Genomic DNA, 19,697 nt, shown 5'->3' on the forward strand with positions numbered 1-19,697 from the left:
ATGGGGGGCTCGATGATCGCGGACCTGGTGATCGGTGTACTGGCGCTGCTCGGGTCGCTGTGCTTCCTGGTGGCCGCGGTGACCATGTCCCGGGCCGGCGACGCGCTGACCCGGATCAACATCCTTTCCGTGGCGACCGGCCTGGGGATGATGCTGTTCATCTTCTCGGCCTACGGGCACGAGCTGAGATCCGGGTTCTCCTGGGCGCAGCTGCTCATGGCGCTGGTGGCCCTGGGAGCGACGGTGGTGGTGACGACGGTCGCCTCCATGACGCTGGCCCGCGCCGCCTACCGGGCGGACGGCAGACTCGATCCGCTGACGGCCTACGACGACATCGCCGAGGAGACCGGGACATGACCGGGCCGGGTGACGCACGCGACGGCCGGGACCAGACCCTGCGTGATCCGGCCGACGCCGCCCGACGGATCGACTCACTGATCGACAGTGGTGACCTGCGCACGGCCTCCGACATGGTCGAGGAGATGCCGCCCTGGCTGATCGTCGACGTCCTCGAGCGCAGCGGCGCCAAGGACCGGGCCGTGCTGTTCCGGTTGCTGTCCAAGGGCACCGCGCTGGTGGTCTTCGAGGCCCTCGACCCGCCGCTGCAGTCCGAGCTGATCCGCGCGCTGCACACGGACCGCGTCAACCAGATCTTCACCGACCTCGACCCCGACGACCGGGCCGGGCTGATCGACGAGCTTCCCGCGCGCGTGGCCACCCGGCTCATGCGGGAACTCGACCACGACGAGCAGGCCCTCACCGCAGCGGTGCTCGACTACCCGGTCGGCTCGGTCGGTCGGCGGATGAGCCCGGAGTTCATCTCCACTCACCCCGACGTCACCGCCGGCGAGACCCTCGACCGTGTGCGCCAGCGGATCGACGAGGCGGAGACGATCTACGGCATCCCCGTCACCGACGACCAGCGTCGCCTGGTGGGGATCGTGGGTCTGCGCGCGATCATGCGTGCCGACCCAGAGACGGCGGTGCGCGACCTGATGAACGACGCGATCACCGCGCGGGCGCGCGAGTCCGCCGAGACCGCCGCGCGCAGGTCCGCGGAGGAGCGCCTCATCGTGATGCCGGTCGTCGACGACGAGGGCCGGCTGGTCGGGATCCTCACCTTCGACGACGCCCTCCGGATCCTCGAGGACGCCGAGACCGAGGACACCGCGCGCGCCGGTGGCTCGGAACCGCTGCGCGCGCCCTACCTGGCGACCCCGGTGCGATCCCTGGTGCGCTCACGTGTCGTGTGGCTACTGGTCCTCGCCCTGGGCGCCGCGCTGACCGTGCAGGTGCTCGAGGTGTTCGAGGGGACGATCGAGCAGGTGGTGGCACTGTCGCTGTTCGTGCCGCTCATCATCGGCACCGGCGGCAACACCGGAAACCAGGCGGCCACCACGGTGACCCGTGCGCTCGCGCTGGGGGACGTGCGTCCCCGCGACGGGCTGCGCGTACTGGCCCAGGAGGTGCGGACCGGGTTCACGCTGGGTCTGGTCCTCGGCGCGGTGGGGGCGCTGGCCGCGGGACTGATCTACGGCACCGATCTGGGCCTCGTGATCGGGTTGACGCTGCTGGTGTTGTGCACCGTCGCGGCGACCGTGGGCGGTCTGATGCCGCTCCTCGCGCAGGCCGTCCGCGCCGACCCCGCCGTCTTCTCCAACCCGTTCATCACGACGTTCGTCGACGCCACCGGGTTGATCGTCTACTTCCTCATCGCGCGGGCGGTCCTGGGCCTGTAGGCCGAACTCCCCGGTGCGCTGCGGTGCGCTGCGGTGCGACGCTCGACCCGCGACACCGTAGGGCGACCGTGCCGACGGAGCGCGGGAACCGCCGCTGCCGGACACCACGTGGCGCTAGGGTGACACATGTCACATCCGGTTCGTCCGGAGTCCCTCGCCCCGAAGGTGCCCATGGCCGACGACGCCGCCCGACCGCCTGCCGCTCCCCCCGCCCTCATGCCCGAGCTCGCCTGCTACGGGCTGGCCGGACACAGCGCCTCCCCGGCGGATCTCATCGCCGAAGCCGCGCGGGCCGAGGAGCTGGGCCTGGGATCCATCCTGCTGTCCGAGAGGTTCGCGCTCAAGGACGCCGCGGTGATGGCGGGCGCGGCGGTAGCGGCGACCTCCCGGATCGGAGTGGGCACCGCCGCGACCAACCACAACACCCGCCACCCGCTGGTGACCGCGACCATGGCGACGACCCTGCACCGGATGTCCGGCGGGCGCTACGCCTTCGGACTGGGCCGGGGCATCTCCCTGCTCTTCGACATCATGGGCCTGCCGCACGTGACGTCGGCGCAGCTCGAGGACGCGATCGGTATCTACCGCACGCTGTGGGGCGGCGGGGCGGTGGTCGGTCACGACGGCCCGGCCGGCAGCTACCCGTACCTGATGCAGGACGCGTCGTTCGACGAGGACATCCCGGTGCTGATGATGGCGATGGGCGACAACCAGCTGCGGCTGGCCGGGCGGATCGCCGACGGCGTCGTGCTCCACACCTTCATGTCGGATGCGGCGGTGCAGCGCTGCGTCCGCCTGGTCCGGGAGTCCGCGGAGCAGGCCGGCCGCGACCCCGCGGGCGTGCGGATCTGGTCGGTGATGGCGACCATCGAGGACTCGCTCGACGAGACGGCCCGGTTGCGCAAGCTCGTCGGGCGATTGGCCACCTACCTCACCGGCTACGGCGATGTCCTGGTGCGGGTGAACGGGTGGGACCGGGCGGAGCTCGAGGCGTTCCGCGCGGACGAGCGACTGTCCTCCCATTCCGGCGCGCTCGACGCCACCGACGATCTCGACCTTCTGCGCCATGCCCGCGAGGTCCTGCCCGACGCGTGGCTCGCCACGGCCGCCGTCGGCAGCGCCGCGCAGTGCGCCGACCGGATCGAGGGCCAGCTCGCGCTCGGCGCCGACTCGGTGGTCCTGCACGGTGCCACTCCCGACGAGCTCGCCCCGGTGCTCACCGAGTGGCGCGGGCGCCGGGACCCCGACCGCTTCGCCCACCTCGAGCCCAATCCCGGAAGGATCTCCCGTCATGACTAGTGTCGCGTCGAACCCGCAGGTGGTCTGTACGCCGGAGGAGGTCACCGCGCCGTGGCTGTCGCAGGCCCTGGGCACCGAGGTCCGGTCGGTGCGGACGGAGCTGGTCGGCACCGGTCAGATCGGATGCGGCCTGCTCGCCCACGTCGACGGCGACGGGCTCCCGCCGACGCTGTTCGTGAAACTGCCGAACCCCGACGAGGGCATGCGGCCGCTGTTGCACGGCGTGTACCGGACCGAGGTGCTGTTCTATCGTGACCTCGCGCCGACCGTGGCCGTGCGGGTCCCGCGGGTCCGGTTCGCCGCACTCGGCGAGCGGGAGGGCGAGTTCACGCTCATCCTCGACGACGTCACCCCGCTCGTCCAGGGCGACCAGCTCGCCGGGCTGACGATCGACCAGGCCCGCGACTGCGCCGTCAACCTCGCAGGACTCCACGGACCGCGCTGGTGCGACCCCACGCTCCGGAGCATCGAGGGCCTCGCGGCGCCGACGGTCGAGGACAACGTCACTCTCCAGGAGCTCGGCGGGCCGGCGCTGGAGGCGTTCCTCTCCGAACTCGGGGGAAGACTCGACGACGACGAGCGCCGCATCATGGCGGAGATCGCCCCGCTGATCGCCCGGTGGGCCAACGGGCGGGCCGAGCGGTTCGCGCTCCTGCACGCCGACTACCGGGCCGACAACATGCTGGTGGACCCGGCCGGGAACCGTCCCTCGCTGGCCTGCGACTGGCAGACGCTCGCGGTGGGCCTGCCCGGGCGTGACCTGGGCGGGTTCCTCGGTTCGAGCCTCACCGTGGACGACCGGCGGGCAGCCGAGCGCGACATCGTGGCGGACTACCACCGGGCCCTGCTGGATCACGGTGTCACCGACTATTCCGCCGACGCCTGTTGGGACGACTACGTCTACGGCCTGCTGCAGACGCCGGTGCTGGGGATCTTCGGCTGGATGTACGGCACCCGGACGGATCGGGGTGACGAGATGTTCGCCCTGCTGATGCGGCGGGCGTGCCGCGCCATCGCGGATCACGACGCGCTGGCGATGGCCCGGGCCGGTTGACCGACGACGACACAACGAAATCCGCTACCCCGCCCCCGGATTCGCTAGTCCAATCGGAGTAGCGAATCCGTAGGGGGAGTAGCGGATGTCGGCCTGCTACTGGCCGGCTACCGGGGTGTCACTCCTGCAGCGTGTGGTTGCCGCGGGGGCTCGCCTCGACGCCTGCCTTGACGGCCTCGCAGAGGCCCTGGTCGACGGCGGCCCAGTAGGCATAGACGCGGTCGAGCAGCTCGGTCTCCGACGGGTCGATCGCCGAGACGTGACCGGCGATGTTGGCCGCCAGCCGCTCGCGGGCGGCGTCGTCGAGGACCTCGCGGTACAGGATTGAGGCCTGGACCGAGTCGGTGTCCTCGGCGTGCGGGCTCACGTCGCCGCGGTGGATGTCCGAGCCCTTGGTGTCCCAGGCGCCGATGTCGAACGCCTTGGACGCGTCGGCGGTCGGACCACCCAGCGAGTTGGGGTGGTACTCGGCCTGCGCGGGGTGCGGGTACTCGTACTGCATGGCGCCCTCCTTGGAGTAGGAGTTCACCGGAGACAGCGGACGGTTGACCGGCACCTGCTGGTAGTTGGCGCCGATGCGGTAGCGCTGGATGTCCGGGTAGGCGAAGACGCGGCCGAGCAGCATCTTGTCGGGCGAGAAGCCGATGCCCTTGACGATGTTGGTCGGCGCGAACGCGGCCTGCTCGATCTGCGCGTGGTGGTTCTGCGGGTTGCGGTTCAGCGTCATGGTGCCGACCTTGCGCAGCGGGTAGTCCTTCTGCGACCACGTCTTGGTGAGGTCGAAGGGGTTGTACTTGTACCCGTCCGCCTCGTCGACCGGCATGACCTGGACGTGAAGGTCCCAGGACGGGAAGTCACCGTTCTTGATGGACTCGAACAGGTCCTGACGGTGGTAGTCGGCGTTCTCGCCGGCCAACTTGTCGGCCTCGGCCTGCGTGAGGAAGTCGATGCCCTGGTTGGTCTTGAAGTGGAACTTGACCCAGTGGCGGACGCCGGCGGCGTTGATGAACTGGTAGGTGTGCGAGCCGAACCCGTCCATGTGGCGCCAGGTCTTGGGGATGCCGCGGTCGCCCATGAGCCAGGTCACCTGGTGGGTGGACTCGGGGCTCAGGGTCCAGAAGTCCCACTGCATGGCGTGGTTGCGCAGGCCGGAGGCGTTCTTGCGGCGCTGCGAGTGGATGAAGTCCGGGAACTTCATCGCATCGCGGATGAAGAAGATCGGCGTGTTGTTGCCGACCATGTCGTAGTTGCCCTCTTCGGTGTAGAACTTCAGGGCGAAGCCACGCGGGTCGCGCCAGGTGTCCGGGCTGCCCTTCTCACCGGCGACGGTGGAGAAGCGGGCGAGCATCGGGGTCTTGACGCCCTTCTGGAACAGGCCGGCGCAGGTGATGTCCGAGATGTCCTCGGTGGTCTCGAACTCGCCGAACGCGCCCGAGCCCTTGGCGTGGGGCAGGCGCTCCGGGACGTTCTCCCGGTTGAAGTGGGCGAGCTTCTCGATGAGGTGGAAGTCGTGGATCGGCTGCGGACCCTGCGGGCCGACCTGGGCGCTGAACTCGTCGTGCGGGACGGGCTGGCCACTGTCGGTGGTGGTGTGGGAGTTCGGCTGGAAGTCGCGCACGCCGCGGTCTGCGGGATGAATGGTCACGTCAGTTGCTCCTCGAGATGGGGTGTGGAGTAGAAGGTGCGGAGTAGTGGTGTGGTCCAGGCCTCAGTATCAGACAAGCGAGGCCTGCCCTGCCTGGCATTCGGGGCAAGTTCCCCAGTAGTTGACCTCTGCTTCATCGATCTCGAAGCCGTGGTCCCGGTCGGCGGTGAGGCAGGGGGCGTGTCCGACCGCGCATTCGACGTCCTCGATGCGCCCACACTTCCGGCACACGAGGTGGTGGTGGTTGTCCCCCGTCCGACGCTCGTACAGCGCCGGGGAGCCGGCGGGTTCGATGCGGCGCATGAGGCCGACGTCGGTGCACACGCGCAGCGCGTCGTAGACGGTCTGCGTGGACACCGCGCCCAGCCGTTCCCTGACGAGAGTCGCGACGTCCTCCGCCGCGATGTGGGGACGACCGGCGACGACGGCGAGGACCGCCAGCCGCGGCGAAGTGACCCTCAGCCCGGCATCGCGGAGCACTGCCCCCTGGTCCTCGGTTGCTGTCGTCATGGGCATCACCCTAGCCCACTTTCTGGAACAGGTCCAGAAAACGAGGGGCTCTGTTCTAGGAATCCCATCGGCCGACCCGGCACGCGTCCGGGGTCCGCGGAGCACGGGCGACCGTCAACGGGCTGCGACTAGGCTGGACCCGGACCCCGGATCGCCGTCACCGCACCGCGGCGGCCCTGACCGCGTGCCCCCGAACCTGCAGGAGGAACCCATGTCGGAGACCACCACCGGACCGGTCGTGTGCGGGTACGACGGTTCGCGTGACGCCCGCAGAGCCGTGGCCTGGGCGGCCGCCTGGGCCCGCGACCACGGCACGTCACTCGAGGTGATCTCCGCCGACCGGGCGGTGGGCCGCGTCGTGGCGTTCGACGAGACCGCCCGCGCGAACGTCGAGGGCGCGATGCGCGACCAGCTCGCCGACCTCACCGCCGACGTGCCGACCACCCACCGGGTGATCGCGGACAGTCCCGTCAGCGCGCTGGTCGGGGTCGGCCGCGACGCCTCGGCGATCGTCGTGGGCAGCCGCGGCCTCACCGCGCGCGAGGACTTCGCGATGGGGTCGACCTCCGCCGGCGTCGTCGAGCACGCGACCTGCCCGGTCCTCGTCATCACCCCGCGGACGCCCGAGAGCCCCACCGGGGGCCCGGTCGTCCTGGCCGCCGACGGTTCGGCGGCGAGTGACCCCGCCGTGGCGTTCGCGTTCGCCGAGGCCGAGCGCCGGGGTGTCACCCTGCGCGCCGTGCACTCGGTGGAGGTGCCCAGATTGCCGGGCACGTCACTGTTCGACCTCGATCAGCTGGCCGAGAGCGTGCTCGCCGAGGACGAGAAGGACATCCTCGACTCCCTCGCCCCGCACGAGGCCCGCCACCCGGAGGTCAGCGTCGAGCTCATCCTCGTCGTCGGCGAGCCCGCCGTCACGGTCGCTGACGAGGCCACGGGGGCGTCACTGCTGGTCACCGGCTCGCGTGGCCACGGCGGATTCGCCGGATTGCTGCTCGGGTCGGTCAGCCGCCGCCTGCTCCAGACAGCGCCGTGCGCGGTCGCGGTCGTCCGCCCCGCCGACTGACCCCCGCCGCCTGACCCACCCACCGCCTGATTCGCGCGCCTGACCCACGCACCGGCTGACCCCACCCACCACCTGACCCACGCACCGCCTGACCCGCGCGCCTGACCCGCGCACCGCCTGCCCCCACCCGCCGACAAGAGGATTTCGCGTGTATCGCCCGAGAGCGGCCGCGCGTTTTCCTCTTGTCGGCGGCAGGGTCGGCTTGTCGGCGGCAGGGTCGGCTTGTCGGCGGCAGGGTCGGCTTGTCGGCGGGTGCGCGGGTGCGCGGGTGGGCGGGAAGACAGTTCGGCGCGGGTGGGCGGGCGTGCGTTGCAGCGGTCGCGCGATCGGCGTCAGGCGGGGCCGATGCGGAGCATGCGCGTGAGGGTGGGTTGCCACTTCACGCCGGGCGCGTCGCCGCGGGAGGCGATGGTGCCGGTGAGCTCCATCGGTTCGTCCAGCGGGGCGTGGCCGAGGAAGCTGCGGGCCACCTCGCGGCCGGTCTCCACGTCGGTCGAGGTCACGTCGACGGGCCCGAACTTCTGCGCGAGCCCCTGATCGAGCGCCGAGGCGAGCCCCGGGTCGGTCGCGGAGCCGGGCGCGGACAGCACGCGGGGCGGGCCGTAGGCCAGCGCGTGGATCTGCCCGTCGCCGGTGGTGAGCTTGGGCAGGGACGCCGTCCGGGCCAGCGAGGTCCACGCACGCGAGCACGCGTCGTCTCCGGCGCCGACGCCGACGCTGACGCCGTCCGGTCCCCCGGCCCCGTCGGCCCGCACGTCGATTCGGGTCATCCCACCCGTGTACGGAGCCGACGAGGGCACCGCGGGACCGTCGACGGCGAACGGCGGGTATTCGAACCCGTACGTGTTGACCAGCACCAGCGCGTTTCCGGTCGCGATGATCGAGTTCTCGGTGCCCGCGGGCCCGTCGATGAGGACCCCGTCGGCGGCGGCCGAGTCGGGCCGCAGGGTCGTGGCGAACGCGGGCATCCGGCACACCTGCGACCCGTCGTCGCGACGCAGGACGATCAGCTCGGGGTGCTCGGCGTCGTCGGTGATCGCCACGAGCGAGTCACCGGGCCCGAAGTAGGTGGGCGTGGTCCCCGACCCGTGCGCGAGCAGGCCCGGTTTCCGCGCCTGCCCCACCGCGTAGCCGCGCCGCCAGCGCACGCTGGGGGTCCCGTCCTCGGAGCTGTCGATCTCGTAGAGGGCGCGGGTGGTGATCACCGATGCGCCGCCGGGCCGGACCGTCAGTCCGTTGGTGATCTTCTCCCCTGCCGGCAGGGCGAGACTGCGGAGCTCGTCGTCGTCATCACTGTCATCGTGGCCCCCGGGCCGCACGGTCCCCACCACCCCGCCGGAGGTGGCGAACCACACCCGCCCGTCGAAGGCGGGCATGAGGCCGGTGACCGCGTCACCGGCCGGGACGGCCCGGGAGAGATCGGCCAGGACGTCGACCGTCATGCGCCACGGGCCGGCGTCGGTGCGTTCGTGCCCGACGGCCAACAGCCTGCGGTTGCCGTCCGCGACCACCACCCGGTCCTGCTCGTCGAGGTATCCGTAGACCCCGCCGAGCAGCGCCCCCTTGGCCAACTGCACCTCCGCCAGCACTGCCGCGGTGTCGGGATGGAACAACTTGACCGTCGGCGCGAGCGGGGTGGGCGGGGCGAGTCCGACGTACGAGGTGCACAGGGCGACCGGGAAGCCGTCGGTGCCGACGAAGACGGTCGAGCAGGTGGCTCCGGTGAGTGCTGACGCGACTGCCGGGTTCGTGCCGGGACCGCGGCCGGGCAGGGTGTCGGTCGAGGCCGCGTCACCGTGGACGGTGGCCGTGCCCGCGGGGCCGAGCCCGGGCGGGGAGGCCGCCTGCGGCGCGGCGACGGCAAGCGTCGACGGTGCTTGCGCGGTGGCAGGGGCGGGCAGCAGGGCCGCGCCGGTGCCGAGGCCGACGACCAACGCCGCAGCCGTGACCGCCCGGGCGGCCGAGACCCTCCGGGCAACCCGGACCGCGGCCGCCGGGTGCTTCCGTCTCATCGAGCGCATGGGGTTGATTCCATCACCGCCGGCGCTGCGGTGTCCCCGGATCCCGTCGTGAGACCATTCCATCGTGGCGCCGAGGCACGGGCTTGCACCGGGGTGGTCGAGCGGATGAGCCGACCCCCCGCCCCGTCGCGCACACCGGCCCGCAGCGCAGCCGGCGACTCCCGCCGCGAGCCCGGCAAGCCCCGCCGCGCGCCGGGCGTCGGCCAGATCCTCGGCGAACTGCTGCTCACCGTGGGCGTGGTACTGCTGCTGTACGTGTTCTACGAGGCGTTCTGGACGAACCTCGCCTCCGGGCGACTGCAGGCCGAGGCCGCCGCCGGGCTCGAGGAGAAGTGGAGCGACGGCCCCGTCCCCGACGCGAGTGGCCCCGACGCGGCCGGTCGGCCCGCCGGCGATCCGGTCCCGCCGCCCGTGCCGACGCTCGGCGACCCCTTCGCCCGGATCCACCTGCCGACGCTCGGCCCAGACGCGGTCTACGCGGTGGTGGAGGGGACGCGCGCCGAGGACCTGCGCACCGGGCCGGGCCACTACCCCGGGACCCAGCTGCCCGGCGAACCGGGCAACGCCGCGCTCGCGGGCCACCGCAACGGCTCCGGCGCCGTCTTCGAGCACCTCGACCGGCTGGACTCGTGCGACGCGATCGTCATCGAGACCGAGACGCAGTGGCAGACCTACCGGCTCCTGCCGGTGCAGCCCGGGGGCGCGGATCGGCTCGCGGCCGCCCGCGAGTGCCTCACCCCGCGGCAGACCGACCGCGTCGCCGTCGGCGACTACGCCCACGTCGCGGGCCGGCACATCACGACCCCCGACGCGGTCGAGGTGATCGCCCCGGTGCCCGGTGCGGCAGGCGCAGAGGGCGAGGCGGGCGCAGCGGGCGCAGCGGGCGCAGCGGGCGCGGCGGGCGCGGACGACGCGACCGAGGCCCCCGAGCGCCTGCTCACCCTGACCACCTGCCACCCGATGTACTCCAACGCCGAGCGGCTCATCGTGCACGCCGCCCTCGTGGAGACCACCGCGAAGACCGACGGCCGCCCGGCCGCCCTGGAGGAGTGAGCCGATGTACGCCTACCTGTGGCGATCCCTGCCCGGCCCGCGGCCGGTCAGGGTCGCGCTCGTCCTCATCCTGCTGGCGGCCGTGTTCCTGCTGCTCATGGAGGTCGTGTTCCCGTGGGTGGCGCAGCAGCTGCCGCACACCGACGTCACCGTATAGACAGAACCGCCGCGCAGTCGCCGTGACCGTGGCGGCGACCTCACCGCGGCGGGCGCCCTAGATGTGGACGGTCACGTCCGCATCCGCGCGCAGCTTCTGCGACAGCTCCTCCATCGCGCCGGCCTCCTGCTCGGCCCGCACCTGCTCCTCGACCTGGCCGCGGACCTGCTCCAGCGGCGGCAGCCCGCCACCGCCGGCCGCACCGCCGCCGGACATCGCCTGCTGCTGCGCGACCTGCTCGTAGGCGGCCTGCACCTCGGCGTCGGTCGCCTCGAACTCCCCGTACTCGTCGGTGATCAGCTTCTGGACGCGCAACTGCTTGTCGATCTGGTCCAGCACGGCCTCGCGGTCCAGGCCCTGCCCGCCCATCGCCTCGACGAACTCGTCGGTGCTGACCTGGTTGCGCTCGGCGAACACGGCCAACTCGGCCTGGATCTCCTCATCGGAGACCTCGATCCCCCGCTTACCGGCCTCCTGCGTGAGCAGTTCGGTGCCGATCAACCCGTCGGTGGTCAGCTCCTTGAGCTGGGCCTCGTCGACGGGCTGGCCGGACATCTGGGCCTGCATGCTCATCTGCTGGTACTGGTTCTCGAACACCGACAGGAACTCGTCGCGTGAGATCTCGGTGCCGTTCACCTCGGCCACCGGGTCGGGGATGTCGGAGGTGTCGGGCCCGTCCGCGGACTGCTCGCCCTCCTGCCCGGGCTCAGCTGCCTGTTCGGACTGCTCGGCTGCTGCCTGCGTCTGGGCGGCGCCGCCCTCGTCGTCGTCGCCCCCGGCGCCGCACCCCGCGACCACCAGTACGAGTCCTGCGGCGGCGACCGCCGACCTCCACGTTCGTGTGCGCACTCGATCTCCTGACGTTGACGTGTGCGTGAAGCCGCGACGCTACACATCCGAGTTGAGCGGGAGCTGTGCACGAGACGCCAGCGGGTGCGGGCAGCGCGCCGTCACGCGCCGCCCGCACCCACGTCGGCGTCGGGGGCCGGCGTCGGGGGTCAGAATCGGAGGATCGCGCCCTCCGCCACGTCCTTCGGCAGGGAGTCCACCACGACCACCGATCCGGACGTGGCCAGGACCTGACCGACCGCGGTGTCCAGATCGTCGGGGCCGTGCTCGGCGGTGCAGCGGCGACGGGTGAGCAGCAGCGTGTCGACGCGTCCCTCGCGGGCGGCGTGCAGGATGTCCGACCCGCCACCGGCCAGTGCGCGACCGGCGCCGATCGCGTCACCGAAGCGTTCCGCGACCGCGTCGGACTGCCGTTGCATCGCCGGCCGGACCACCGCCCACGCGCGCTCGTGCAATTCGGCGGGCGACAGGGCGTCCGGGTTGCCGGCGGCCACCTCGTCCACCAGGTGTTCGTAGTTCAGGTACCCGCGGAACTGCGGGAGGTGCTCGGTCACCGCCGCCAGGACGACGGGCCGCCGATCGTTGGGGCGCAGCGCCTCCTGCAGTCCCTTCGCGATCTGCCGCAGGAACTTCTCCCGCTGCACGTCCCCGACCTCGGCGCCCGTGCCGTGACTGTGCACCATCCCCCCGCCGGCTCTGTTCGCCCCGGGGCCGGCGCCGGCGGCCCCGCTGAACCGCTGCTGCTGGTGCGAGGGCGGCTGGATATCGCCGGCCATGTCGTCGATCGAGGACGGGATCGAGCCCAGGTCGAGCTCGCGGATCGTCGAGGCGGTGCCCTCGAGGAGGCGGACCTTGTTCTGACTGCCCGCGAGGACCAGGAACTCGCCGTCACCGACCGCGGCCGGCACGATCGGCCGGACGGCGAACCGGTCGCTCACGTGGACCGCCTCGGCGACGTCCGTGGACAGGCGGTACGCGCGCCAGAACCCCTTCGACGCGAACAGCGCGAGACCGTCGGAGAGGCGCTGCCAGTACGCGTCGTCCTCCAACAGGGCGACCAGCGGGCCGAGGATCTCGTCGGACTCCTCCTGGGCCACGCCGTGCGCCTTGAGTCGGGTCTCGGCCTCCTTGATCAGCGACTTGGCGCGGATCGGGTTCTCGCGGACCTCGGCGCCGCCGCGCGCGGTGGGCAGGAAGATCGACACGGCCCGGCCGCTGGTGGTGCCCAGCTCGGCGAGGTCGGTCAACGGGATCGGATCGACTTCTGCGGTACGGGTGACATCAGCCATGACCCGACGCTACTGATCGCGGCGGCGCTCGGGTAGGTCGTGACAGGGTTGTTGCGCGCCCGTGACCGTCGGGCCCGGGACGTCCACCGTGGCTACCATCGCGGAAGTGACAGACGAGCCCGTGACGACCCCGACGCCCCGGCCGGTGAGCACCGCCCGGGTCCTCACCACGCTGATGGTCCCGATGTTCATGGCGCTGCTCGCGCTGTCGGTGATCAACGTGGCGCTGCCGGTGATCGGCACCGCCCTGGACTCGGACTCGCGGGGACTGCAGTGGGTGGTGTCCGGGTACGCGCTGGCGTTCGGGCTGCTGCTCGTGCCGTCGGGGCGGCTGGGCGACGCCACCGGACGCAAGCGCCTGTTCCTGGCGGGCGTGGCGGTCTTCGTGGGCGGTGCGGTGGTCGCCGGGTCCGCCCAGTCGATCGAGATGCTCAACCTGGCGCGCCTCATCCAGGGCGTGGGGTCGGGGATGCTCAACCCGCAGACGTTCGGCCTCATCCAGAAGTACTTCCGGGGTGGGGCGCGGGCGCGCGCGTTCGCCACGCTGGCCACGACGGTCTCCATCGCCACCGCGTCGGGGCCGCTGGTCGGCGGGTTGCTCATCGAGGTCCTCGGCGATGACCTCGGGTGGCGCGCGATGTTCCTGGTCAACGTGCCGCTCGGCGCGTTGGCGCTGGTGCTGGGCTGGCGCTGGTTGCCCGACGACCGCCGCCTCCCGCCGGGCGAGGCGGGCCCCGACGTGGGTGGGTCCGCCGCGCGTGCCGGCGACATGGCGCGCCTGTCCGCGGAGCGCGGCGGCGACGCCGAGCAGGGTGACGGCGATGTGCACGGTGACGGCGCCGAACGTGGTGACGGGCCGGGGCACGACGACGACGAGGCCGGCCGCGCCTCCAGGATCGCCGCCGCCGTGAACGCAGGGCTGCCCAGGCCGCGGCACCGGGGCCGGCGGACGCGCCTGGACCTCGACCCGGTCGGCATCGTCCTGCTCGGCGTCGCGGTGCTGTCCCTGATGCTGCCCTTCCTGACCCGTGGCGGCAGCCCCGCCCTGTGGGCGCTGGTTCCGGTCGGGCTGGGCCTCATGGCCGCCTTCGCGTGGTGGGAGCGGCGCTACGAGCGGATCGGGCGGCCGCCGCTGGTCAACCCCGACATCTTCCGCGACCCGGCGTTCCGCAACGGCATGATCATCGTGTCCATCTATTTCGTGGGCGGCACGAGCCTGTGGATCGTCATGCCGATGTACCTGCAGTTCCACCTGGGCTACGCGCCCATCGACTCGGCGTTCATCAGCCTGCCCGCCTCGGTCCTCGCCGCCATCTCGGCCCAGGTCGCGGGACGGTTCGTGCTCCGACTCGGGCGGCGGATGGTCATCGGCGGTTTCTGCCTCACCATCACCGCGCTGCTGACGTTCATCCTGCTCGCGGGCGTCGTGGAGTCCGGTGCGGTGAGCTACCTGATCTTCATGGCCCCCGCCGCGATGATGGGCACCGCGCAGGGCATGACCATCTCCCCCAACCAGACGCTCACCCTGCGCGCGGTGGACCCCGAGTACGGCGGGGTCGCCGGCAGCATCATCTCGCTGGGCCAGCGCATGGGCACCGCGGTGGGCACGGCGATGGTGCCGGGCGTGTTGTTCTGGATCGTCGAGACCCAGGACGACTGGCTGCTCGCGTTCCGGGTGGCGCTCGGGCTGATCGCCGCGCTGGCCGCGGGCGCGTTGGCGTTCAGCATCGTCGACCGCCGCCGCGAGGTGCGCTGCGGTTCCTAGAGGGCTGCCGCGAGCTCCACTCCCTGCTTGATCGCGCGCTTGGCGTCGAGCTCGGCGGCCACGTCCGCGCCGCCGATCACGTGGACCCGTCCGTTCACCCCGCCGCCCAGCTGATCGGCCACCCCCACCAGGTCGCGCACCGATTCCTGGCCCGCGCACACCACGACCGAGTCCACACGCACGAGCTGCGGACGGCCGTCGGCGTCGAGGATGTGCAGCCCGTCGTCGTCGACCTTCACGTAGGTCACCCCGGTGTGCTTCCGCACGCCGCCGGCCTCGAGCTCGGCGCGGTGCACCCAGCCGGTGGTCTTGCCCAGGCCCCGGCCGATGCGGGAGGTCTTGCGCTGGAGCAGGTGCACCTCGTGGGCCGGTTCGGCGTGCACGGCCGTGCCCAGTCCCGCGCGCTCGAGCGCCGGATCGGTCACGCCCCAGTGGCGCCGCCACGCCTCCACATCCGTGGAGTGGCCGCTCGGTTCGCGGCCGTCGACGGCGATCCCGGGCCCGCCGGCCAGCAGGAACTGCGAGACGTCCACGCCGATGCCACCGGCACCGATCACCGCGACCCGGCGGCCGGGGGTCCGCGTGCCGGTGAGCAGCTCGGGATAGGTCATGACCATGGGGTGGTCGGCGCCGGGGATCGTGATCTCGCGCGGCCGCACCCCGGTGGCGATCACCACGTGGTCGAAGCCCGCGAGATCGTCCGGGTGGGCGCGGCGGCCGAGGTGCACCGGCACGCCGAGGACGTCCAGGCGTCGGCTGAAGTAGGCGATCGACGCCGCGAACTCCTCCTTGCCCGGCACGCGCATCGCGTAGCGGAACTGCCCGCCGAGCTCGTCCTCCGCCTCGAAGACCTCCACCGCGAGTCCGCGGGACGCGGCGGCCTCGGCGCACGCCAGCCCCGCGGGTCCCGCGCCGACCACCGCCACCCGACGCCGGGTGGGGGCCACGGTGAGCAGGAGCTCGGTTTCGCGGCCGGCGCGCGGATTGACCAGGCAGGAGGCACGCTTGTTGGCGAAGGTGTGATCGAGGCAGGCCTGGTTGCAGGCGATGCAGATGTTGATCTCGTCGGCCCGCCCCTCGGCGACCTTGGCGGCGAACGCCGGGTCCGCCAGGAGCGGCCGCGCCATGGACACCAGGTCCGCCTGACCGCGGGCGATGATCTGCTCCGCGATGTCCGGGGTGTTGATGCGGTTGGACGCGATCACCGGGACACCGACGGTCTGCTTGAGCCGGGCCGTGAGGTCGACGAACGCGGCCCGCGGCACGGAGGTGACGATGGTGGGGATGCGGGACTCGTGCCAGCCGATGCCGGTGTTGAACACGTCGACACCAACGGCCTCGAGGCGCTGCGCGAGTTCGGCGGTCTCCTCCCACGACTGGCCGCCGTCGACCAGGTCGAGCAGGCTGATCCGGTACTGCAGCAGGAAGTCGCGGCCCACCTCGGCGCGGATGCGGCGCACGATCTCCTCTCCGAACCGCATCCGCCTGCTCGCGGTGCCGCCCCACGAGTCGGTGCGGTCGTTGGTCCGGGCGGCGAGGAACTGGTTGATGAGGTAGCCCTCCGAGCCCATGATCTCGATGCCGTCATACCCCGCGCGCCGGGCCAGGCGGGCGGCGCGGACCCAGTCGTCGATCGTCCGCTCGACACCCCGGGCGCTCAGGGCGCGCGCTCTGAACATGCTGATCGGCGACTTGGTCGACGCGGCCGAGCGGACGAACGGCTGGTATCCGTAGCGGCCGGCGTGGAGGACCTGCAGGAGGATGTGGGCGCCCTCGGCATGGACGGCGTCAGTGAGGCCGCGGTGCTTGTCGGCCATCCGGCGCGAGGCCATCATCGACCCGGCCGGCAGCAGCCACCCCTCCACGTTGGGCGAGTACCCGCCGGTGACCATGAGGGCGGCCCCGCCGCGCGCCCTCTCGGCGAAGTAGGCGGTGAGCTCGGGCAGGTGCTTCGAGCGGTCCTCCAACCCGGTGTGCATGGACCCCATGACCACGCGGTTGCGCAGGGTGAGATGCCCGACGGCGAGGGGACTGAGGAGGTGAGAGTGACTGTGGCCCATGGGGGCTGATTCTGCCCGGTATCCGGTCGCCCGACCCCGCGGTAGAGGAATTTTCGCTCACCGGGGCGTCCGGACCGGCGTGGCGATGCGGGCCGATCAGGGGCACGCCCGAACATCGATCCGGAGGCGTCGCACGCCTTACTGGACGAATGTCTGTGTGACGAGTCAGCAACCTGGGCGCCTGACCTGCAGTTTTGAGGGTGCACAAAATTGTGTCGCGGGGGTCGATAATGCGGCGATCTCGAAGAACTGACCTTATCCTCAGATTCGTGGCTTCCCTCGGTCACATGTCCTCCCCCGACGTTCCCCCAACCCCTCAGGAATCCCCTCAATGCGAACCATCGTCAGGCGGCGCATCGGCGCCGTCGCCGCCGCTGCCGCCACCTTCCTCGCCCTGGCCGCCCCCGTCACCGCCGCCCAGTCGCTCCAGTTCACCGTGGGCGCGCCCGCCCCCTGTGAGCAGGCGACCCCGGCGGAGACCGAGCAGGTGATCGCGGACATCCACGAGTACACCAACCGCGAGCGCGTCTCCCGCGGCCTCAACCCCGTCACGCGCCTCGCCAGCCTGGACCGGATCGCCCAGGACTGGAGCGAACAGATGGCCAGCGTGGACGCCATGACGCACAATCCGCAGATCAAGGCCCTGATGGCGGCAACCTACGACGGAACGCCGCTCAGCGACGGCAAGTGGACCAGTTACGGCGAGAACGTGCTGCAGAACTGGTGCGGCGCCTCGGGCGAGGCGCTCGTCCAGCAGTGGATGAACTCGCTTCCGCACCGCCTCAACCTACTCAACCCGGTGCACACCCACCTCGGTGTGGGCGTGGAGGTCGCCGACAGCCGGAAGCTGTACTCCACCCAGAACTTCGCCCGACTGACCTGACCCCCGCGGCCCCCTCGGTCGTCGCCCCCTCCTACGGCGCCCCCACCCCCGGTCCACACCGGCGGCGGGGGCGCCGTCGTCTCGGCGCCCACTCGCGCGCGGGCATACGAATGGGAATCGCATCGGTGTAACGCATGTGACTAGAGTGACGACAGAGGCAGGAGTGAACTGGCTCGGGCGACACCGTCCGATCCGGCACACGCTCCACACGCAGGCCGCGGCGCGAGCCGCAGCCCGAGGAAAGGACCATCGCGTGCGTCATCCCCTTCGTTCCGCCGTCGCCACCGGCGCGGCCGCCCTCCTGCTCGCCTCCGGCACGGGCACGGCCGCCGCGCAGGGCTCACTGGAGCTCGCGTTGCCGTTCTTCGCCACCATCCCCGGCTTGGCCTCCCTCGCCCCGGACGCTCCCGGGGCACCCTCCGCCCCGGTGGCCGACCCGGCCGCCGCGGCCGCGGACGATCTGCTGCCCGAGGAGATCAGGCTGATGGCGTTCGAGGGCAGCGTGGTGGCCGCCGTCAATGAGGCCCGCCTCGTGGTGGGCGCCGACCGGCTCATCACCGACCCCCGACTCGAAGCGTCAGCCCGCGAGCGGGCCGCCCAGCTCGCCGCGGGTGACCCCACGACCGGCGAGGTGACCGTCCCCGCCGATGCACGGGTCGACGCCGACACCGACACCCCTGACGCCGCTGCCCCCGGCGCGGACTCGGACGTGGACCCGGCCGGCGACCGCACCGTTCTCGCGCTGCCCGCCGGCGCGACCCCGCAGAAGGCACTCTCGGCCCTGCTCTCCGACACCGGCATGCGCGATCGGATGCTCGACGGCCGGTTCGTCCGGGTGGGCGTGGGCGTGGCCACCGCCGAGGACGGCACCGTGCACGTGGTGCAGGACTTCGCTCGCGACTGACTGCCGGACGATCGTCCAGCGGGGGCGGGGTGGGTAGCGCCCCTCCCTGCTCACGGTGGTTACGGGGTGATGACGGCTGGCTTAGGGCTGGAGCCGGTTCCTACCGTTGCGCTCGGCGACCCGACAGTCGGGTCCCAGCACGCGAAAGGTACCGACACTCGTGACCCGAGCTCTCCAGCACCTGCGTCGTGGCCTGATCCTGGCCGCCGCCGCTTCCGCCACACTCGCCCTGAACGCGGCCCCGCAGGCCTCGGCCCAGGCGCCGCAGATCCAGCTGCCCCAGATCCACCTCCCGGGCCTGACGATCGGTTTCGCCAACCCCGCCCCCGCCGGCACCGCGCCGACGATCGACCCCGCCTCCGCCGAGTACCGGGCCCAGCTCGAGGGCGCCACCAACGCCGCCCGCGCCGCACACGGCCTCGCCCCCCTCGCCGTCAACGGCGGCCTCACCGCGGTGGCCACCAACTGGAGCGGCACGCAGGCCGCGCAGAACCGCATGTTCCACAACCCGGACGTGGGCGCGCAGATCCCCGCCGGGTGGGGCCACTACGGCGAGAACGTGCTGCAGAACTACGCGCACGCCACCCCGCAGCAGCTGGTGGACCAGTGGATGGCCTCCCCCGGCCACCGCGTGAACCTGCTCAACCCGGGCCACACCTCGATGGGCGTCGGCGCCGCGGTGGCCGCGGACGGCAAGCTCTACGCCACCCAGGTCTTCGCCCGCTACTGAAGCGCCCACCCCCCGCCCCGGACGCTCTTCTCGATGGGAGTCGTCAGGCCTGGACACCCGCGAGCATCGCGTCGAGACCCTCCCGGAAGCGCGGATCGAACTCGACCGTCGGCGTCGCGGGGTCGGCGACCGTGAGGTTGTGGTGGGTCTGCTCCTCCAGGCTCAGGCCCACCACGTAGCCCGTCAGGGCCGTGGTCAACCCCGGCGCGCGGCCCTCGAGTCCGTGGCGGGAGCACGCCGCCTCGACCACCTCGGCGACCGGATTCACCGCACCCGCCGCCAGACCCAGCGCCACGACCTCGGCGCCGTCCGGAACGCCCGTGACGGCCGCGCGCAGCGCCTGCCCCACCGCCCGTAGTTCGTCGGCGGCCGAGTTCCCCTCCCCGACGGGACCCATCGTCGCCAGGATGCGCTCCGCGACGACCGTGAGCAGCGCCTGCTTGGACGGAACGTGCCAGTACAGCGCGCTCGGTTGGACCCCCAGCCGGGTCGCCAACGTGCGCATCGACATGCCGGGTAGCCCCGACTCGCGGAGCAGTTCCAGGGCGGTGTCGACGACCGCCGTCTTTGTCAGGGCCACGGGCGCCGATCCTACCGGCCGCCACAACCCTCTCCTGAACGCTGTACAAGTCGACGACCGTGCGCTAGCTTGAACGGCGTTCAATGAACGGCG

18 protein-coding genes are annotated in these 19,697 nt (G+C 72.0%); 11 read left to right on the forward strand and 7 right to left on the reverse strand.

Annotation, left to right across the window (positions count from 1 at the left end):
* From Q2K20_RS13730 to Q2K20_RS13745, 4 genes are all read left to right on the forward strand, one after another.
* Positions 1-357, forward strand: a complete 357-nt coding sequence (locus Q2K20_RS13730) for a cation:proton antiporter (protein ID WP_235027895.1) — start codon at positions 1-3, stop codon at positions 355-357.
* Positions 354-1,739 carry a magnesium transporter gene (gene mgtE, locus Q2K20_RS13735; protein ID WP_269528909.1) on the forward strand — a complete coding sequence of 462 codons (1,386 nt, stop codon included), beginning with the start codon at positions 354-356 and terminating at the stop codon, positions 1,737-1,739. Before Q2K20_RS13730 ends, mgtE begins: the two co-directional genes overlap by 4 nt.
* A 171-nt stretch (positions 1,740-1,910) precedes the next feature.
* Positions 1,911-3,038 carry a TIGR03857 family LLM class F420-dependent oxidoreductase gene (locus tag Q2K20_RS13740; RefSeq protein ID WP_096906164.1) on the forward strand — a complete coding sequence of 376 codons (1,128 nt, stop codon included), beginning with the start codon at positions 1,911-1,913 and terminating at the stop codon, positions 3,036-3,038.
* A complete protein-coding gene (locus Q2K20_RS13745) occupies positions 3,031-4,092 on the forward strand; it encodes a phosphotransferase family protein (protein WP_096906165.1) in 1,062 nt (353 codons plus the stop codon). Before Q2K20_RS13740 ends, Q2K20_RS13745 begins: the two co-directional genes overlap by 8 nt.
* A gap of 118 nt (positions 4,093-4,210) precedes the next feature.
* Here Q2K20_RS13745 and Q2K20_RS13750 read toward each other — a convergent pair whose 3' ends face one another.
* Positions 4,211-5,737: a catalase gene (locus Q2K20_RS13750; RefSeq protein ID WP_082923904.1), complete on the reverse strand. Its 1,527-nt coding sequence runs from the start codon at positions 5,735-5,737 to the stop codon at positions 4,211-4,213.
* Between the two features lie 69 nt (positions 5,738-5,806).
* Positions 5,807-6,247 (reverse strand): Fur family transcriptional regulator, encoded by a 441-nt coding sequence (locus Q2K20_RS13755; RefSeq protein ID WP_067716276.1) that lies wholly within the window; start codon positions 6,245-6,247, stop codon positions 5,807-5,809.
* 211 nt (positions 6,248-6,458) lie between these two features.
* On the opposite strand from Q2K20_RS13755, the gene Q2K20_RS13760 reads away from it, so the two are divergent.
* The gene (locus Q2K20_RS13760) at positions 6,459-7,313 is read left to right on the forward strand and encodes a universal stress protein (protein WP_067716215.1); all 855 of its coding nucleotides are present in this window, start codon (positions 6,459-6,461) and stop codon (positions 7,311-7,313) included.
* A 332-nt stretch (positions 7,314-7,645) separates the two neighbouring features.
* Here the strand turns inward: Q2K20_RS13760 and Q2K20_RS13765 are convergent, their stop codons facing one another.
* Positions 7,646-9,334 carry a hypothetical protein gene (locus Q2K20_RS13765; RefSeq protein ID WP_269528906.1) on the reverse strand — a complete coding sequence of 563 codons (1,689 nt, stop codon included), beginning with the start codon at positions 9,332-9,334 and terminating at the stop codon, positions 7,646-7,648.
* 105 nt (positions 9,335-9,439) lie between these two features.
* On the opposite strand from Q2K20_RS13765, the gene Q2K20_RS13770 reads away from it, so the two are divergent.
* Both Q2K20_RS13770 and Q2K20_RS13775 read left to right on the forward strand, forming a co-directional pair.
* Positions 9,440-10,387 carry a class E sortase gene (locus tag Q2K20_RS13770; RefSeq protein ID WP_317176847.1) on the forward strand — a complete coding sequence of 316 codons (948 nt, stop codon included), beginning with the start codon at positions 9,440-9,442 and terminating at the stop codon, positions 10,385-10,387.
* A 4-nt stretch (positions 10,388-10,391) separates the two neighbouring features.
* Positions 10,392-10,544, forward strand: coding sequence for a hypothetical protein (locus Q2K20_RS13775; RefSeq protein WP_007628348.1), 153 nt, complete (start codon positions 10,392-10,394; stop codon positions 10,542-10,544).
* A gap of 57 nt (positions 10,545-10,601) precedes the next feature.
* On the opposite strand, the gene Q2K20_RS13780 is transcribed toward Q2K20_RS13775, so the two are convergent.
* Entirely contained in the window at positions 10,602-11,393 is a 792-nt protein-coding gene (locus Q2K20_RS13780) for a SurA N-terminal domain-containing protein (RefSeq protein WP_227022416.1), read from the reverse strand.
* 149 nt (positions 11,394-11,542) lie between these two features.
* Entirely contained in the window at positions 11,543-12,682 is a 1,140-nt protein-coding gene (locus Q2K20_RS13785; RefSeq protein ID WP_317176848.1) for a hypothetical protein, read from the reverse strand.
* 106 nt (positions 12,683-12,788) lie between these two features.
* Between Q2K20_RS13785 and Q2K20_RS13790 the strand changes: the two genes are divergently transcribed.
* The gene (locus tag Q2K20_RS13790) at positions 12,789-14,447 is read left to right on the forward strand and encodes an MFS transporter (RefSeq protein WP_269501691.1); all 1,659 of its coding nucleotides are present in this window, start codon (positions 12,789-12,791) and stop codon (positions 14,445-14,447) included.
* Here Q2K20_RS13790 and Q2K20_RS13795 read toward each other — a convergent pair.
* Positions 14,444-16,507, reverse strand: a complete 2,064-nt coding sequence (locus Q2K20_RS13795) for an NADPH-dependent 2,4-dienoyl-CoA reductase (RefSeq protein ID WP_096906167.1) — start codon at positions 16,505-16,507, stop codon at positions 14,444-14,446. The genes Q2K20_RS13790 and Q2K20_RS13795 overlap by 4 nt on opposite strands.
* A gap of 331 nt (positions 16,508-16,838) precedes the next feature.
* Between Q2K20_RS13795 and Q2K20_RS13800 the strand changes: the two genes are divergently transcribed.
* The 3 genes from Q2K20_RS13800 to Q2K20_RS13810 all read left to right on the forward strand — a co-directional run bounded on the left by Q2K20_RS13800 (position 16,839) and on the right by Q2K20_RS13810 (position 19,024).
* A complete protein-coding gene (locus Q2K20_RS13800; RefSeq protein ID WP_007628337.1) occupies positions 16,839-17,390 on the forward strand; it encodes a CAP domain-containing protein in 552 nt (183 codons plus the stop codon).
* A gap of 253 nt (positions 17,391-17,643) precedes the next feature.
* On the forward strand, positions 17,644-18,294 hold the full coding sequence (locus Q2K20_RS13805; protein WP_007628335.1) for a CAP domain-containing protein: 651 nt from the start codon (positions 17,644-17,646) through the stop codon (positions 18,292-18,294).
* Between the two features lie 160 nt (positions 18,295-18,454).
* Positions 18,455-19,024 (forward strand): CAP domain-containing protein, encoded by a 570-nt coding sequence (locus tag Q2K20_RS13810; protein ID WP_268099182.1) that lies wholly within the window; start codon positions 18,455-18,457, stop codon positions 19,022-19,024.
* Between the two features lie 43 nt (positions 19,025-19,067).
* On the opposite strand, the gene Q2K20_RS13815 is transcribed toward Q2K20_RS13810, so the two are convergent.
* Positions 19,068-19,604 (reverse strand): TetR family transcriptional regulator, encoded by a 537-nt coding sequence (locus Q2K20_RS13815; RefSeq protein ID WP_063972193.1) that lies wholly within the window; start codon positions 19,602-19,604, stop codon positions 19,068-19,070.
* Positions 19,605-19,697: the final 93 nt, after the last annotated feature.

Source organism: Dietzia sp. IN118, from assembly GCF_032905965.1.
GTDB lineage: Bacteria > Actinomycetota > Actinomycetes > Mycobacteriales > Mycobacteriaceae > Dietzia > Dietzia kunjamensis.

Coding starts and splice junctions, on each gene's coding strand:
- Q2K20_RS13730 (WP_235027895.1), top strand. CDS start 1: ATGGGGGGCTCGATGATCGCGGACCTGGTGATCGGTGTACTGGCGCTG.
- mgtE (WP_269528909.1), top strand. CDS start 354: ATGACCGGGCCGGGTGACGCACGCGACGGCCGGGACCAGACCCTGCGT.
- Q2K20_RS13740 (WP_096906164.1), top strand. CDS start 1,911: ATGGCCGACGACGCCGCCCGACCGCCTGCCGCTCCCCCCGCCCTCATG.
- Q2K20_RS13745 (WP_096906165.1), top strand. CDS start 3,031: ATGACTAGTGTCGCGTCGAACCCGCAGGTGGTCTGTACGCCGGAGGAG.
- Q2K20_RS13755 (WP_067716276.1), bottom strand. CDS start 6,247: ATGACGACAGCAACCGAGGACCAGGGGGCAGTGCTCCGCGATGCCGGG.
- Q2K20_RS13760 (WP_067716215.1), top strand. CDS start 6,459: ATGTCGGAGACCACCACCGGACCGGTCGTGTGCGGGTACGACGGTTCG.
- Q2K20_RS13765 (WP_269528906.1), bottom strand. CDS start 9,334: ATGCGCTCGATGAGACGGAAGCACCCGGCGGCCGCGGTCCGGGTTGCC.
- Q2K20_RS13770 (WP_317176847.1), top strand. CDS start 9,440: ATGAGCCGACCCCCCGCCCCGTCGCGCACACCGGCCCGCAGCGCAGCC.
- Q2K20_RS13775 (WP_007628348.1), top strand. CDS start 10,392: ATGTACGCCTACCTGTGGCGATCCCTGCCCGGCCCGCGGCCGGTCAGG.
- Q2K20_RS13785 (WP_317176848.1), bottom strand. CDS start 12,682: ATGGCTGATGTCACCCGTACCGCAGAAGTCGATCCGATCCCGTTGACC.
- Q2K20_RS13795 (WP_096906167.1), bottom strand. CDS start 16,507: ATGGGCCACAGTCACTCTCACCTCCTCAGTCCCCTCGCCGTCGGGCAT.
- Q2K20_RS13800 (WP_007628337.1), top strand. CDS start 16,839: ATGCGAACCATCGTCAGGCGGCGCATCGGCGCCGTCGCCGCCGCTGCC.